The following is a 14,498-nucleotide window of genomic DNA, read 5'->3' as shown; positions in this document are numbered from 1 at the left end:
ATGGCGCCGCCGGGTCCGGCGGGCGCAACCGCAAGAAACCCAGGGAGCACCATGAGCATCACCATCTTCCAGAACGCCAGCATCGTCGACGGCACGAGCGACGTGCCGCGCGAGGGCGTCAACGTCCTGGTGGAGGACGGGCACATCCGCGAGGTCTCCGACGCGCCGCTCCGGGCGAAGGACGCCCGCGTCCTCGACCTCGCCGGCAAGGTGCTGATGCCCGGCCTCATCGACTGTCACGTCCACGTCATCGCCTCCGAGGCGAACCTCGGCCGCAACGCGCTCCTGCCCGACTCGCTCGTCGCCGCCCATGCCTCCGTCATCATGCGCGGCATGCTGATGCGCGGCTTCACCACCGTGCGCGACGTCGGCGGGGCCGATTTCGGCCTGCAGCAGGCGGTGGAGGAAGGGCTCTTCGAGGGGCCGCGCCTCGTCATCTGCGGCAAGGCCCTGTCGCAGACCGGCGGCCACTGCGATTTCCGCGGCCGCTACGACGTGCGCGACCGCCACGCCTTCGACCGCAAGCTCGGCTCCCTCGGCCGCATCTGCGATGGGGTGAGCGAGGTGCGCCTCGCCGCCCGTGAGGAGATCAAGGCCGGCGCCCAGTTCATCAAGATCATGGCCAACGGCGGCGTCGCCTCGCCCACCGACCCTATCGCCTTCATGGGCTTCTCGCGCGAGGAGGTGACGGCCATCGTCGAGGAGGCGAGCAACGCCCAGACCTATGTCTCGGCCCATCTCTACACGGACGAGGCCATCCGCCGCGGCATCGAATGCGGCGTGCACTCCGTCGAGCACGCCAACCTCGTCACGACCGAGACGGCGAAGCTGATGGCCGAAAAGGGCGCCGTCGCCTGCCCGACGCTCGTCACCTACGAGGCGCTGAAGAACGAGGGCGCCGACTACGGACTGCCGGAGAGCTCGGTGGCCAAGATCGACGACGTGCGCCTCGCGGGCCTGCGCTCGCTCGAGATCCTCCATTCCGCCGGCGTGACCATGGCCTACGGCTCCGACCTGCTCGGCGCCATGCATCGCCACCAGTCCGAGGAATTCGTCATCCGCGGCCGCGTGCTGCCGGCGATGGACGTCATCCGCTCGGCCACGGTGGATGCGGCGCGGCTCTGCGGCATGGAGGGCAAGATCGGCTGCATCGCGCCGGGGGCCTATGCCGATCTCATCGTCGTCGACGGCAACCCGCTCGACGACCTTGCCCTGCTGACGGGCCAGGGACGGTCGATGCCCGCCATCATGAAGGAAGGGCGCTTCGTCAAGAACACGCTCGACGCATAACCCAAGAAGCCAAGAACTGAAGAACCGAAGAACCAGAGGACATGCCATGAAGACGACCAGACGCGAATTTTTGGGCTCCATCGCCGCCGGTGCGGCGCTTGTCGCCGCTCCTTCCATCGTCCGCGCGCAGGGCGCCGACGTGATCCGCATCGGCGCGCTCTGCCCGGTCACGGGCGTCGGCGGGCCCTACGGCTCCGGCATGCAGAAGATGATCGTCGCCGCCGCCGAGGCGGTGAACGCCGCCGGCGGCGCCAGCGGGCGCAAGATCGAGATCGTCTCCGAGGACACGCAGACCAATCCGCAGGCCGCCGTGCTCGCGGCCAAGAAGCTCATCGAGGTCAACAAGGTGCAGGCCGTCCTCGGCACCTGGTCCTCGGGCGTGTCGCTCGCCGTCATCCCGCTGACGAACGACGCCGGTATCCCGCTGATGCACTGCTCGGGCGCGCCGGCCCTCTCCGTGCCGCCGGCCAATGCCAAGGGCCTCGGCTTCCGCTTCCAGGCCACCAACGACCGCTTCGGCCGCGCCTTCGCCGAGATCTGCGAGAAGGAAGGCTTCAAGCGCCCGGCCACCATGGCCTTCAACAATGCCTCCGGCATCGGCAACACCGAGGGCTTCACCAAGGCGTGGAAGGCCAAGGGCGGCGAGGTGGTCGAGAGCGTCGTCTACGAGCCGAACCAGGCGAGCTATCGCTCCGAGCTGATGAAGGTGCTGGCGGCGAACCCGGACGTCATCGTCACCGGCTCCTACATCGCCGACACCACCATCATCCTGCGCGAATGGTTCCAGACCGGCCAGCCGGTCAAGTGGGTCATCCCCGGCTGGGCGGCGAACCCGCAGCTCATCGAGGCGCTCGGCGCCGAGGTGACGGAGGGCATCATCTCGGTCGATTCCGTCTCCAACGAGGGCGCCGAAGCCTTCAAGGCCTACGACGCGGCCTACCAGAAGGCGATGAGCCAGGCCGGCACCAACAACGTCTATGCCGCGATGACGTGGGACATGATGACGGTGCTGGCGCTCGCCATCGAGGCCGCCGGCACGGCCGACATGGCCGCCGTCGTCGCCAAGCTGCGCGAGGTCGGCAACCCGGACGGCAAGCAGGTCTCCACCTTCGCCGAGGGCAAGGAGGCGCTCAAGGCCGGCAAGATCAACTACGAAGGTGCCTCCTCGGTGCTCGACTTCGACCAGCACGGCGACGTCACGCCCGATTTCGGCGCCTATTTCATCGAGGGCGGCAAGCTCAACCGCCGTTACGTCGTCCAGATCTGAGGCGGCTCTCGGCGACGCTGCCTCCTTAGCGGCGTCATGGCCGGGCTTGTCCCGGCCATCTACGCCTTTGACGTTGCCCGACTGTCAAGGCGTGGATGCCCGCGACGCGGGCATGACGGCGGAGGCGGGCACGAGATTTGCCATCGGCGCAGGGACCGGCACCAGCCGGCCCGGGCCGTCGTTCAACCGGGCGGGATGGTCCCTTGTTCTACGCTCAACTCGCCGTCAACGGCCTCGTCCAGGGGCTCGTGGTCGGCCTCGGCGCCCTGGCGCTCACCCTCGTCTTCGGCATCGCGCGCTTTCCCAATGCGGCGACGGGCGACACCATGACCTTCGGCGCCTATGCGGCGCTCACGGTCCACAAGGCCAGCGGCTCGCTGGCGCTCGGCAGCATCGCGGCCATCGGTGGCGCGGCGGTGCTGGCGCTGCTCGCCTATCTCACCGTCTTCAAGCGCCTCGCCGGGCGCTCGGTCGTGTCGCTGCTCGTCGCCTCCATCGGCATCGGCTTCATGATCCGGGCCGGGCTCGGCGTCGCCTTCGGCCACCAGCAGCAGGTGTTCAACGTGCCCCTGTCGCGGCCGATCCGCGTCGCCGGGCTCGCCATCAACCCGCTCGACCTGCAGCTGGCGGCGGTCGCCGCGGTCGCGCTCGCCGCCGTCTTCGCCATCCTCTATCTCACGCCCATCGGCCGGCAGATGCGCGCCGTGGCGGACAACCGGGACCTCGCCCGCGTCTCCGGCATCCGCCCCGAGCGGGTGATGACGGCCATGTGGCTCATCACCGGCGGCGTCTCGGCGGTCGGCGGCATGATGCTCGGCATCAAGACCATCGTCTCGCCGGAGGTCGGCTGGGAGATGCTGCTGCCGGTCTTTGCCGCCACCATCCTTGGCGGCATCGGCAGCCCGGTGGGGGCGGTCGTCGCCGGGCTCGTGCTCGGCGTGGCGCAGGAGGTGTCGACGCCCTTCGTCGGCTTCACCTACAAGATCGCCTTGTCCTTCGTCGTGCTGCTCGCCGTGCTCCTGGTGCGGCCGCGCGGCCTCTTCGGACGCATCGAGGGAGTGCGCTGATGGACGCCTATCTCGCGGCGATCGCGATCATCGCCCTCATCTACATGCTCCTGTCGCTGGGGCTGACCCTGCAGTACGGCCTCACCGGCCTCATCAACTTCGGCCATGTCGGCTTCTTCGCCATCGGCGCCTACACTTCCGCCCTCCTCTCGCTGCAGGGCCTGCCGCTCGCGCTCACCATCCCCGCCGCGGCGGTGACGGCGGGCCTCGCGGCCTGGCCCATCGGCCTCATCTCGCTCAGGCTGCGCGACGATTATTTCGCCATCGTCACGCTCGGCTTCTCGGAGACGGTGCGGCTCGTCATCACCAGCGAGAAGTGGCTCACCAATGGCGTGCAGGGCATCCCCGGCATTCCGCGCCTGTTCGAGACCATCTCGGTGGGCATCGGCGCGCAGCTCGCCGTCATGGGCGTCATCCTCGCCGTCACGCTCGTCGCGATCTACGCCATGCGCCGCATCGTCGCGAGCCCGTTCGGCCGCGTCATCGAGGCCATCCGCGACAACGAGGAGGCGCTTCAGGCGCTCGGCAAGGATCCGGCCGGCTTCAAGATCCAGGTGCTGATCCTCGGCTCGGCGCTCGCGGGCATCGCCGGGGCCTTCTACGCCCACTACATCACCTACATCGTGCCGGACCAGTTCATCCCGCTCGTCACCTTCTACGTGTGGATGGCCATCATCATCGGCGGCGTCGGGCGCGTCTCGGGCGCCATCGTCGGCACGGGCCTCCTGATGCTCTTCCTGGAAGGCTCGCGCTTCCTGCGCGACATCGTGCCGGGCGTCTCGGAAGTGGAGATGGCCTCGCTGCGCATCGGCGTCGTCGGGCTGCTCCTCGTCCTCTTCACCATCTACCGCCCGCAGGGCCTCATGGGGGATTTCACCAAGCGATGAGCCTCCAAGTCACCAACATCTCCAAGGCCTTCGGCGGCTTCAAGGCGCTCTCGGGCGTCTCGCTCGAGGTGCCCATGGGCGCCCTCGTCGGCCTCATCGGCCCGAACGGCGCCGGCAAGTCGACGCTCTTTTCCGTCATCTCCGGCTTCATGCCGCCGGATGAGGGCGCGATCGGGTTCGACGGCAGGAGCCTCGACGGGCTGAACCCCGCCGGGCGCGCCCGCACCGGCCTCGTGCGCACCTTCCAGGTGCCGCGCGAATTCGCCCACCTCACGGTGCGCGAGAACATGATGGCCGCCGCCCCCGGCCAGACCGGCGAGAGTCTCGTCGGCCTCTTCTTCCGCCCCGGCAAGGTGCGCGAGGAGGAGGAGAGGCTCGCCGAGGCGGTCAGCGAGGTCATCCGCTTCCTGCGGCTGGAGCGGGTCGCCGACGAGCCGGCGGGCAAGCTCTCGGGCGGGCAGAAGAAGCTCGTCGAGCTCGGCCGGGCGCTCCTCGTCGAGCCGCGGCTCATCCTCCTCGACGAGCCCTTCGCCGGCGTCAATCCCGTGCTCATCGGCGAGATCATGGAACGCATCCGCGAGCTCAACGGCCGCGGCATCGGCTTCCTCGTCATCGAGCACGACCTCGAGGCGCTGACGCGGCTCGCCCCGCAGCTCTACGTCATGGACCAGGGCCGCATTCTCACCATGGGCGCGCCGGACGCCGTGCTCGCCGATGCGCGCGTGCGCGAAGCCTATCTCGGAGGCGCAGTGTGACCATCCTCGCCATCGACAACCTCAGGGGCGGCTATTCCGAGGTCGACATCCTCAACGGCATCGATCTTTCCCTCAGCGAGGGCGAGATCCTGACCGTGGCCGGCACCAACGGCGCCGGCAAGTCGACCCTCGCCAAGGCGATCGTCGGCCTCCTGCCGCGCGTCTCGGGCGCCGTGCGCATCGACGGGCGCGACATCCTCGGCCTGCCGGCGGAGGACCGCATCGGCCTCGGCATCGGCTACGTGCCGCAGGTCGCCAACATCTTCCCCTCGCTCAGCATCCTGGAAAACCTGCAGGTGGTGCAGGGCGTTAAGGACCATAAGGCGCGCATCGCGGAGCTGTTCGCGCTGTTTCCCTTGCTCGGGGAGCGGCGGCGCACGCGGGCCGGCAGCCTCTCGGGCGGCGAGCGCCAGCAGCTCGCCTTCGCCCGGGCGCTGATGCCGCGGCCCAAGCTGATGATCCTCGACGAGCCGACGGCGGCGCTGTCGCCGGCGCGCGTGGCCGACGTCTTCTCGCTCATCGCGCGGCTGCCGTCGCTCGGCGTCACCGTGCTCATGGTCGAGCAGCGCGCCCGCCAGGCGCTCGCCATCTCGGATCGCGGCTGCATCCTCGACGGCGGCAAGGTGGCGCTCGAAGGAGCGGCGACGACGCTGCTCGCCGACGAGCGGGCGGCCGAGCTCTACCTCGGCCGCGGCCGCACGGAAGGCTGACGCCTTCAGACGCGCTCGAAGGAGATGTCCTGCGCCCCCTCCCACAGCACCTTGGTGCCGAGCTCGGGCAGCTTGTCGAGGTTGCTGGTGATGGTCAGGAAGTGGTTGCCGGCGAGGGGGCCGGCCATGCTGGCGAAGGCGACGCGGCCGTAGGCGAGCAGGATCTCCGTCTCGCTCACGCCGCCGGGATAGAGCACGACCTCGCCCGGCGCCGGATAGCAGGTGGCGTTCTCATAGCCGACGCCGAACTGGAGATCACCGAGCGGGATCCAGACCGCCTGGCCGCTCCAGCGCACGTGGATCGCCTTGTTGCGGAAGGGCAGATGCTTCAGGAAGGCCGCGCAGGTCGCCGGCGCCTTCTCGGTTTCGAGCCGCGCGTCGAAGCTGATGCCGGCCAGCGTGATGACGAGTTTCTCCACACCCATGCTCCCTGCCTGAAACGGCGGCCGGGCGCCCTCGCGCACAGCCAACCGTCCGGTCGATCTCTCGCCGCGCTGTTCGACGGCTCGCCGTTTCTCGCCCGGCGCCGCGGCCCGGGCAAGCCCGTTCCGTCGGCATTGGCGCCGGGCCTCGTGATTTGCACAAGGAGGGGCGCGGTTGAGCCGCCACGCGAATGGCCGGGCGGGCCAGGCAAAATCCTCCAAATGGCCCCAATCGTCGTCCACTCAGGGCTCATGACCTACGGCGCGCGCACACATTCGATTCGCTTCCTCCGGCTGACGCATGTCGTCACCCGGACCGGGAGCGCTGACGCCTGACGAGAAGGCGAGCGCCGCACCCGCTCCGGGACCCCCGCACACCGAACCATCGCTGTGTTGTGGCGCGCATCGGCGCGCATGGAGGTCGAGCCGTGACGACTGGTGCCCGGATATTGTTCTGTGATGCGTGCAGCCGCAGCGTGCCACGCGCGGCCGTGCGCTGCCCCTGGTGTTTCAGGCCCGTTCATGCCGGCGTCGCGGACGCGCGCGTTTCGGGCTGGCACGTCTATTTTCCGCGCCCCGACGCGGAAGGGCAGCTACGCCCCCGCAAGGACACCAGCGGCAAAGAGACGCCATGACCCGTTGCGGGCCGAGGGTTCTGCAGGAGGACGGCCGTTGATATGGTGCCGCCCGTCGACCATGGGCGCGGAACAATCATGACGGAACCCGAACAGAGCACGCGCGGCGACAGCACCGGCGAGACCGGCATCGACGAGGCGATGATCGAGCGGCTGGTACGGGCCTTCTATGCCAGGGTCCGCAATGACGACCTTATCGGGCCCGTCTTTGCCGCCCGTATCGTCGACTGGGAGCCGCATCTTACGCAGATCTGTGCCTTCTGGTCCTCGGTGGTGCTGAAGAGCGGGCGCTACAGCGGCCGGCCGATGGCGAAGCACCTGCCGCTGCCGGTCGATGCGCGCCACTTCGACCGCTGGCTGGCGCTGTTCGAGGAGACGGCGCGCGACCTGTGCCCGCCCGCCGCGGCCGCGCGCTTCACGGCCCATGCGAAGACGATCGCGGAGAGCCTCGAACTCGGCATCGCGACCCACAACGGCCGCCTCCTCATGCGCGGCGAGCGCTACCGGATGGGCACCGGCGGCTGAGCCGCCACTTGCGGCAAGGGGCTGCCGCGAGCGCGGCGACGTCATCCTGGGCGAGATGGTCGCGGAAAGCCACGGGCGGTGATGTGCGACGGCAGGCGGTCGGGAGGGTCTGGTGACCGGCTGCGGGGGATCGCTCGCGCGCCGGTCCCCCGCCCGTGCTCATGCGGGCTTCCTCCTGCATGCAATCCACAGGACCAGCGCGGCCGCGAAGGCGACAGCCGCGAGGTTGTAGACCATGGCGCCCGCGAACGCCGCCGCGTAGCGCTCTGCATCCGGCCCGGCTCCTGCCGGGTGGTCTGTGAGCAGGGCGACGAAGAAGATGCCGACGACGGCGACACCGAAGGCGCCGCCGACCTGCTGCATGGTGGAGACGATGCCCGCGGCCATGCCGGCGTGGCGCTCCTCCACGAAGCCGATGACAAGGTTGAGCAGCGGCGTCATGGAGAGGCCCTGTCCGAAGCCGAGCAGAACGAGCGCCGGCAGGAGGCTGAGGGCGTCCCCCGGCCCCGTGAGCGCGCCGGCCTGCACGATCAGCCACAGGATACCCGCCGCATAGACCAGTGCGCCGCCGGCGATGGCGCCGTCGCCGAAGCGTGCCGCCCATTTCGGCGCGATCAGAGACGCCGCGACGAAGCCGACGCTCGCCGGGGCGAACAGGCAGCCCGCCGCGAAGGGCGACAGCCCCAGCCCGGACTGGACGAGCAGCGCAAAACAGAGAAAGAGCGATGTCGCCGTCGAGTAGATGGCCAGCACCACGATCACGCCGGCCGCGAAGCCGCGGTTCGCGAACAGCGCCAGATCGATGGCCGGTCCGCCGCCGCGCCGGGCGAGGTCCCGCTCCCAGACCAGGAAGGTGGCGAGCGTCAGGGCCGAAGCGGCAAGGCAGCCCCAGGTCCAGAGCGGCCAGCCCGCGTTCGGTCCCTCCAGGAGGGGGACGAGCAGGAGCGTGAGGCCGAGCGTCGCAAGGCCGATGCCGGCCCAGTCGACGGCGGTCGCCTCGGGCAGGCGCGATTCGGGAATTGCCCTGCTTAGATGGGCCGCGGCCAGCCCGATGGGCAGGTTGATGAGGAACACGACGCGCCAGCCGAGGCCGAAGAGGTCGCCCTCGACGATCAGCCCGCCGAGCACCTGCCCCGCGATGGCGGCGAGCCCCAGCGTCATGCCGAGCAGGCCGAAGGCGCGGCGACGGCCGGCGTCGTCGTGGAGGACGCGCAGCAGCGCATAGACCTGCGGGAACAGGATCGCGCCCGTCGCCCCTTGCAGGAAGCGCGCGACGATGAGGCTCGTGCTGTCCGGCGCCACGCCGCACAGGAAGGAGGTCACGGCGAAGCCGAGCATGCCGAGCACGAAAAGCCGGCGGCGGCCGTACCGGTCGCCGAGCCGGCCCCCGGCGACGAGCAGCACGCCGAAGGCGAGTTCATAGCCGGCGATGACGAAGCCGATTTCCGCGAAGCCTGCGCCGAGGTCGGCCTGCATCGAGGGTATGGCGACATTGACCACGAACAGGTCGAAGACCGTGATGAAACCGCCGAGCATCAGGATGGCGAGGGCAAGGCGTGAGGGACGGCGGGAGATTTGCGCGCCCGAAGCGGCGGATGCGGGCAGGAACGGTTCAGCAGACATGGCAGCTCCATGGTTCTTGAAGCTGCATGTCACGGCGCTTAGGCTGTTACTATGGAAGAAGTTATGCTGTTGCTGTGACCGACATGCTGGACCATCGCCTCGACCGCACGCGCACCGGGCTCGCCGATTTCCTGCGCCGGCGCCGGGAGAGCCTGTCGCCGCTCGACGTCGGGCTGCCACTTGGAAAACGCCGCCGCACCCCGGGCCTGCGGCGCGAGGAAGTCGCGGCGCTCGCGGGCGTCGGGCTGACCTGGTACACGTGGCTGGAGCAGGGACGCGGCATCAACGTCTCGTCCGCTTTCCTAGACAACATTTCACGCGTGCTGAAGCTCGACGAGACGGAGCGCCGGCACCTCTTCCTGCTGGCCCACCAGCGCCCGCCCGTCCTTTCCGGCCGGCCGTGGTGCATTTTGCCGCCCCTGGCCCGGCGGCTGCTCGACGACCTGACGCGGCGGCCGGCCTATGTGCTCAACCTGCGCTGGGACGTGGTCGGCTGGAATGCCGCGGCCGAGCGCCTGTTCGAATTCGAGGCGCGAGACCCGGCCGAGCGCAACATGTTGTGGATGCTCTTCGCCGACGACCGCCTGCACGGCCGCATCCGGGAGTGGCAGGAGCAGGCGCCGCAAATCCTCGCGAGCTTCCGGCGCGACCTTGCCCAGGCCCCCGAGGACGAGGACATGGTGTCACTTGTCGAGACCCTGGAGGGGATTTCACCGCAGTTCCGCGATCTCTGGACCCGCCACGATGTCCACGGCCGCTGCGAGGGGCGGCGCAGTTTCCTGGTCGACGGCATCGGGCCGGTGACCTTCGAGCATGCCACTTTCACGATCGATCAGGAGAGACACCTTCGTCTCGTCTTCTACGCGGCCGTTGAAGGACACGCGGCAAGCACCGCATTCGAGGCTTCGATGGCCGTCGATCAGGCCCTCAGGCCGAGCCCCTGCTGACGGCGGGTCCGAGACGGCGGCGTCGCCAGCCAGCCCGGCGCCCGTCGCGGAGAACCGCGATGGCCACGAAAGCCGCACGCGTCCGGCATGGCTCGAAGAGGGCCAGCCGAAAAGGAAAGGAAAAGCGTGGGCGGGTCTCGCCATGGGGCTCGCCAGGCTGTTCTCGTTCCCAACGCTGCGCATGCCAAAGCTCATCAAAAGCAGCGCTTCCGGAGGCGTCGAGATCTCATCTGCAGCGCGTCCAGCATTGCGGACACGCGCCGCAGCCCTCCGGGCTTGCGCTCCATCCGCTGTGCCTCTCGACCGGGCACCTACAGAGTGGATGTGGGCGGGATCGAGCACCTGGCAGAAATAGGCATCCCTTTGTCATTCCTGACAGGCAGGACCGTTGCTACCGTAGCGCCCGATCGCTTCAGCATCGACCGTTGCCGCAGATCAGGAATGACAATGGACAACTCGTCATCATCCAGGCCGCCTGGCACACCGGTGACGGGATGGCGGTCTATCCAATGGTGGCCCGCATTGCTTGGGCTGGCCTTTGCGACCTTTCTTGCAATCGACCTCTTCAGCGGCGCAGAGCACGGCACGGACTTCGCTGCCGTCGTTGCCGCCTCCGGTCTTGTCTACCTGGCGGCGGCCTCGCTCGAAGTTCCGTGGATCTCCTGGCCGGTGTTCCTGCTGTCGGTGGCGATCATCACCGTCGCAAGGCTCGGCCTGATTCCCCTCGAGGCGACGTGGCTCATGCTGATGGTCGCCGGTTTCTTCGCCGCCTACGGGGTAATTCGGGCCTTGAGACGCCCTAATCACGACCTGCCGCTGCAAGCGACCGCCATGGTTGCCTTTGGCGGATCAGCCGTCCTGGCCCTCTTCGTCAATCCCGCGCTCGGAGCGCTATTGGTCGCCGTGGGACTGTTCGCCCATGCCGGTTGGGACGCCTATCACCACGTGAACAACAAGGTTGTGGTGCGCTCGATGGCGGAGTTCTGCTTCGTTCTCGACGGTGTGCTGGCTACCGCCATCGTCATCGCAACGCTTCGAAGCGTATAACGCCAACCCGCCGGTCAGGCCGTACTGTGGACCTCGGCGGGCGTGGCCGCCGGGATCGACATGGCGCTGGCGATGGTGGCGCACGACCACGACACGACAATCGCCGGCGAGGTCGCGAATGGCTAATTCTCTATGCCCGTCGGCCGAGTACCAGTCGCAGCTCAGCCCCGTTTGCCGGCGCAGGTGCCGGGCAACAGCTCGCCGAACTCATCAGACGGAACAGGCGAATCTCGCCGCGCCGCTGGACGTGCCCTCGCTGACTGATGTCATGGTCCTTCCAGGCTCCAATGCGATGCCTGCGGGTTGAAGGGTTCGTGCGGACGCGTCTCAGCTGCCCCCACTGCAGCAACCATGTCCGCCACTGCTCGCTCCCGGATGGTCAGCCCCCAGATCGTCGGAATGACCCGCTTCCAAGCGCCGCCATTGAGAGATCGGCCGGCCGTCGCGACGAAACGGATGGTTGGTTTCGCCCCAGTACTGGGGCCAACCGGCGGGCGAGTCTTCAAAATCCTCCTGCCGTCCGTAGACGGTCAGGTCGAGCAGGCGGTAACTGTTGTCCATCGCCTCTACGCCGCGACGGGTCGTCCAGTAGGTCTCGAAGATGTCCGATCCCTGCCGGAGGTAGCAGATGAGGTACATCAATCCCGGCCGGCGCCCGGCGAGGAGTGTTCCGAGCGATGCATCCGGTACCGAGTACCAAGGCATCTCCCAACCCATGAACGCGCGATAGCGGACGCTCTCCTCATGGGAGCCCTGGCAGAACGTGGCGTAGGTAGCGTCGCGCGAATGGATATGGGAAAGCTCACGAACCTGGGTGGTGAAGAAGGTGCAGCCCTCGCATTGCTCCGGCGCGGGCCGGCCGTCGAACCACATGTAATAGTAGGCGACGAGCATTCGGCGGCCTTCGAAGGCATCCAACAGCGTCACCGGTCCGTTTTCGCCAATGAGCGGAACGGTGCCATCAACCTTCACCATCGGGAGCCGCCGACGGGCGGCCGCGATGGCGTCGCCTTCTCTCGTGTGGGCCTTTTCGCGCACGCGCAACGCGTCCACTTCGACCTGAAACGTGGCGCGATCAACAATCTTGGGAGCCCCGAGCTCGCCTTTCATTGACTCCACCATCGCTCTCTCCGTTTTTCTGCCCCTGCTGCGGCGGGCGCCTGCACCGTCGGCACGCGGACCACAAGCTTCCGCTGGCGGGACGCTAAAAAACGCATGAGATTCTAGCGTCCCGCCACTTGGCAAGAACGACAAATCTGTCCGGATTTCTGCCAATAGCGGGCTCAGCGCACGTCGGCATGCCGTTAGCCGCCGGGAAGGGCGAAGGGGCAGAGCCTTATCGGGAAACGCGTTCGGCCGCGTGGTGCCTTGTTGGTGTCTTCTCGACAAAAGACAAAGGCGGCGACCAGCGGTCGCGCTTACAAACCTTTGATGTTCGAGAGAAACTGGAGCGGGCGAAGGGATTCGAACCCTCGACCCCAACCTTGGCAAGGTTGTGCTCTACCCCTGAGCTACACCCGCATCCATGTCCGGCGGCGATCAGCACCGTCGAGGTCGGCTACATGCCGCAATCCGGAGGACAATGCAAGGGGCAAATTGGGCGTGCTCGACAAAATGCCGCGCCCGGCGCCATCCCGCCTGTGGATGACTTGCGCCCCAACCCTCTCGCCGGCCCGCACGACCCGACCGTGCCCGGTGAGTCCCCGGCCGCCTCGGACGTGAGGCGAACCGGTCGGCCGCCCCGGCCCTCCCGCCTTGCCGCATGCCGGGCCGGTGGGTACAACCGGGACATGGCTGCCACCCCCGACGATCTTTTCGCCTTTCTCGCCGGCCTCGGCATCACGGCGGCGACGACGACGCATCCCCCGCTGTTCACGGTCGCTGAGTCGCAGGCGCTGCGCGGCCTCATTCCCGGGGGGCACACGAAGAACCTCTTTCTCAAGGACAGGAGGGGGCAGCTCTTCCTCGTCGTCGCGCTCGAGGACGCCGCGATCGACCTCAAGGCGCTGCCGGCCGCGGTGGGCGCGAGCGGCAAGTTCTCCTTCGCCAGCGCCGAGCTCCTGAAGGAGCACCTCGGCGTCGAGCCCGGTTCGGTCACGCCCTTCGGCGCCTTCAACGACCGGGACGGCGCCGTCACCATCGTGCTCGACGCCGCCATGCTGGAGAACGAGCGCCTCAACTTCCACCCGCTCGTCAACACGATGACGAGCACCATCGGCCGCGACGACCTTCTCGCCTTCCTGCGCGCCACGGGCCACGAGCCGCTCGTCGTGCCGGCATCGCGCCCCGGGCCGGCGGGCGAGATGCGCCCGGACGATTGCCAGACGCGCATCGCCGCCCCATCTTGAACATGCCGCGGGCAGGAAGGCCCGATCCGCATTCGTCACAAACAGAGGTTTGAATGTTGAACGAACAGCCCGCCGTGGCCGATGCCGGCACCATCAAGGACACGACGACCGCCGACTTCCGGCAGGACGTCATCGCCGAATCCGCGCGCCAGCCCGTGCTGGTGGATTTCTGGGCACCGTGGTGCGGCCCGTGCAAGCAGCTCACCCCCGTTCTCGAGAAGGTGGTCGCGGCAGCCAAGGGCAAGGTCAAGCTCGTCAAGCTCAACATCGACGAGCACCCGCAGATTCCCGGCCAGCTCGGCATCCAGTCGATTCCCGCCGTCATCGCCTTCCAGCGCGGCCAGCCGGTCGACGGCTTCATGGGCGCCCTGCCCGAGAGCCAGGTGAAGGGCTTCATCGAGCGCCTCGTCGGCCCCGTCGGCCCGGCGGCGACGGACGTGATGCTCGAGGAGGCCGCGGCGATGCTCGAGGCCGGCGATGCGACCGGCGCGACCGAGATCTATGCCGCGGTGCTGACGCAGGAACCGACCAACACGGCCGCCATCGGCGCGCTCGCCAAGCTGCACGTCACCTTCGGCGACATCGAGGGGGCGAAGCGCTTCCTCGCCATGGCGCCGGCGGACAAGGCGAACGACCCGGCGATCGCCGCCGGCCGCGCCGCCATCGAGCTCGCCGAGCAGTCGGCCGAGCTCGGCGACCTCGCCGAGCTTGAGGCGCGCGTCGAGGCGGACCCGCGCGACCACCAGGCACGGTTCGACCTCGCGCTCGCGCTCAACGCCCGCGGCCGGCGCGAGGCGGCGCTCGACCATCTGCTCGAGATCGTGCGGCGCGACCGCAACTGGAACGACGACGGCGCCCGCCGGCAGCTCGTGCAGCTCTTCGACGCCTGGGGGCCGATGGACGAGATGACGATTGCGGGACGCAGACGGCTGTCCTCGCTCCTGTTCGCCTGACAGGGGCCAGCAGCCCGGCGGG

14 protein-coding genes and 1 tRNA gene are annotated in these 14,498 nt (G+C 68.5%); 11 read left to right on the top strand and 4 right to left on the bottom strand.

What is annotated here, in order from left to right:
* Positions 1-51 precede the first annotated feature (51 nt).
* The 6 genes from AL346_RS08560 (at position 52) to AL346_RS08535 (ending at position 5,976) form a co-directional block, all read left to right on the top strand.
* A complete protein-coding gene (locus AL346_RS08560) occupies positions 52-1,290 on the top strand; it encodes an amidohydrolase family protein (RefSeq protein WP_019402510.1) in 1,239 nt (412 codons plus the stop codon).
* A gap of 46 nt (positions 1,291-1,336) precedes the next feature.
* On the top strand, positions 1,337-2,557 hold the full coding sequence (locus tag AL346_RS08555; protein WP_019402511.1) for an ABC transporter substrate-binding protein: 1,221 nt from the start codon (positions 1,337-1,339) through the stop codon (positions 2,555-2,557).
* Positions 2,558-2,760: 203 nt separating this feature from the next.
* The gene (locus AL346_RS08550; RefSeq protein ID WP_019402512.1) at positions 2,761-3,624 is read left to right on the top strand and encodes a branched-chain amino acid ABC transporter permease; all 864 of its coding nucleotides are present in this window, start codon (positions 2,761-2,763) and stop codon (positions 3,622-3,624) included.
* Positions 3,624-4,511, top strand: a complete 888-nt coding sequence (locus AL346_RS08545; RefSeq protein ID WP_019402513.1) for a branched-chain amino acid ABC transporter permease — start codon at positions 3,624-3,626, stop codon at positions 4,509-4,511. Before AL346_RS08550 ends, AL346_RS08545 begins: the two co-directional genes overlap by 1 nt.
* Entirely contained in the window at positions 4,508-5,266 is a 759-nt protein-coding gene (locus AL346_RS08540) for an ABC transporter ATP-binding protein (RefSeq protein WP_019402514.1), read from the top strand. Before AL346_RS08545 ends, AL346_RS08540 begins: the two co-directional genes overlap by 4 nt.
* On the top strand, positions 5,263-5,976 hold the full coding sequence (locus tag AL346_RS08535) for an ABC transporter ATP-binding protein (protein WP_019402515.1): 714 nt from the start codon (positions 5,263-5,265) through the stop codon (positions 5,974-5,976). Before AL346_RS08540 ends, AL346_RS08535 begins: the two co-directional genes overlap by 4 nt.
* Before the next feature lie 5 nt (positions 5,977-5,981).
* Here AL346_RS08535 and AL346_RS08530 read toward each other — a convergent pair whose 3' ends face one another.
* Positions 5,982-6,401, bottom strand: a complete 420-nt coding sequence (locus AL346_RS08530) for a DUF3830 family protein (protein ID WP_040404561.1) — start codon at positions 6,399-6,401, stop codon at positions 5,982-5,984.
* A 710-nt stretch (positions 6,402-7,111) separates the two neighbouring features.
* Here AL346_RS08530 and AL346_RS08525 point away from each other — a divergent pair.
* Positions 7,112-7,558 (top strand): group III truncated hemoglobin, encoded by a 447-nt coding sequence (locus tag AL346_RS08525; protein ID WP_040404568.1) that lies wholly within the window; start codon positions 7,112-7,114, stop codon positions 7,556-7,558.
* A gap of 159 nt (positions 7,559-7,717) precedes the next feature.
* On the opposite strand, the gene AL346_RS08520 is transcribed toward AL346_RS08525, so the two are convergent.
* On the bottom strand, positions 7,718-9,181 hold the full coding sequence (locus AL346_RS08520) for an MFS transporter (RefSeq protein WP_156332719.1): 1,464 nt from the start codon (positions 9,179-9,181) through the stop codon (positions 7,718-7,720).
* An 83-nt stretch (positions 9,182-9,264) separates the two neighbouring features.
* On the opposite strand from AL346_RS08520, the gene AL346_RS08515 reads away from it, so the two are divergent.
* Both AL346_RS08515 and AL346_RS08510 read left to right on the top strand, forming a co-directional pair.
* On the top strand, positions 9,265-10,128 hold the full coding sequence (locus tag AL346_RS08515; protein WP_026015190.1) for a helix-turn-helix transcriptional regulator: 864 nt from the start codon (positions 9,265-9,267) through the stop codon (positions 10,126-10,128).
* A 441-nt stretch (positions 10,129-10,569) separates the two neighbouring features.
* Entirely contained in the window at positions 10,570-11,175 is a 606-nt protein-coding gene (locus AL346_RS08510; protein ID WP_082312466.1) for a hypothetical protein, read from the top strand.
* A 327-nt stretch (positions 11,176-11,502) separates the two neighbouring features.
* On the opposite strand, the gene AL346_RS08505 is transcribed toward AL346_RS08510, so the two are convergent.
* Positions 11,503-12,285, bottom strand: a complete 783-nt coding sequence (locus AL346_RS08505) for a DUF899 family protein (RefSeq protein WP_245258899.1) — start codon at positions 12,283-12,285, stop codon at positions 11,503-11,505.
* Between the two features lie 336 nt (positions 12,286-12,621).
* Positions 12,622-12,696: transfer RNA gene (locus tag AL346_RS08500), tRNA-Gly, on the bottom strand.
* 269 nt (positions 12,697-12,965) lie between these two features.
* Here AL346_RS08500 and AL346_RS08495 point away from each other — a divergent pair.
* On the top strand, positions 12,966-13,523 hold the full coding sequence (locus AL346_RS08495) for a prolyl-tRNA synthetase associated domain-containing protein (protein WP_019402522.1): 558 nt from the start codon (positions 12,966-12,968) through the stop codon (positions 13,521-13,523).
* 53 nt (positions 13,524-13,576) lie between these two features.
* The gene (trxA, locus tag AL346_RS08490; protein WP_026015191.1) at positions 13,577-14,476 is read left to right on the top strand and encodes a thioredoxin; all 900 of its coding nucleotides are present in this window, start codon (positions 13,577-13,579) and stop codon (positions 14,474-14,476) included.
* Positions 14,477-14,498 lie beyond the last annotated feature (22 nt).

The sequence above is a fragment of the Chelatococcus sp. CO-6 genome, assembly GCF_001271345.1.
GTDB classification, from domain to species: domain Bacteria; phylum Pseudomonadota; class Alphaproteobacteria; order Rhizobiales; family Beijerinckiaceae; genus Chelatococcus_A; species Chelatococcus_A caeni.
Note: the sequence above shows the minus strand (reverse complement) of the source record. Positions and strands in the feature narration are given on the sequence as shown.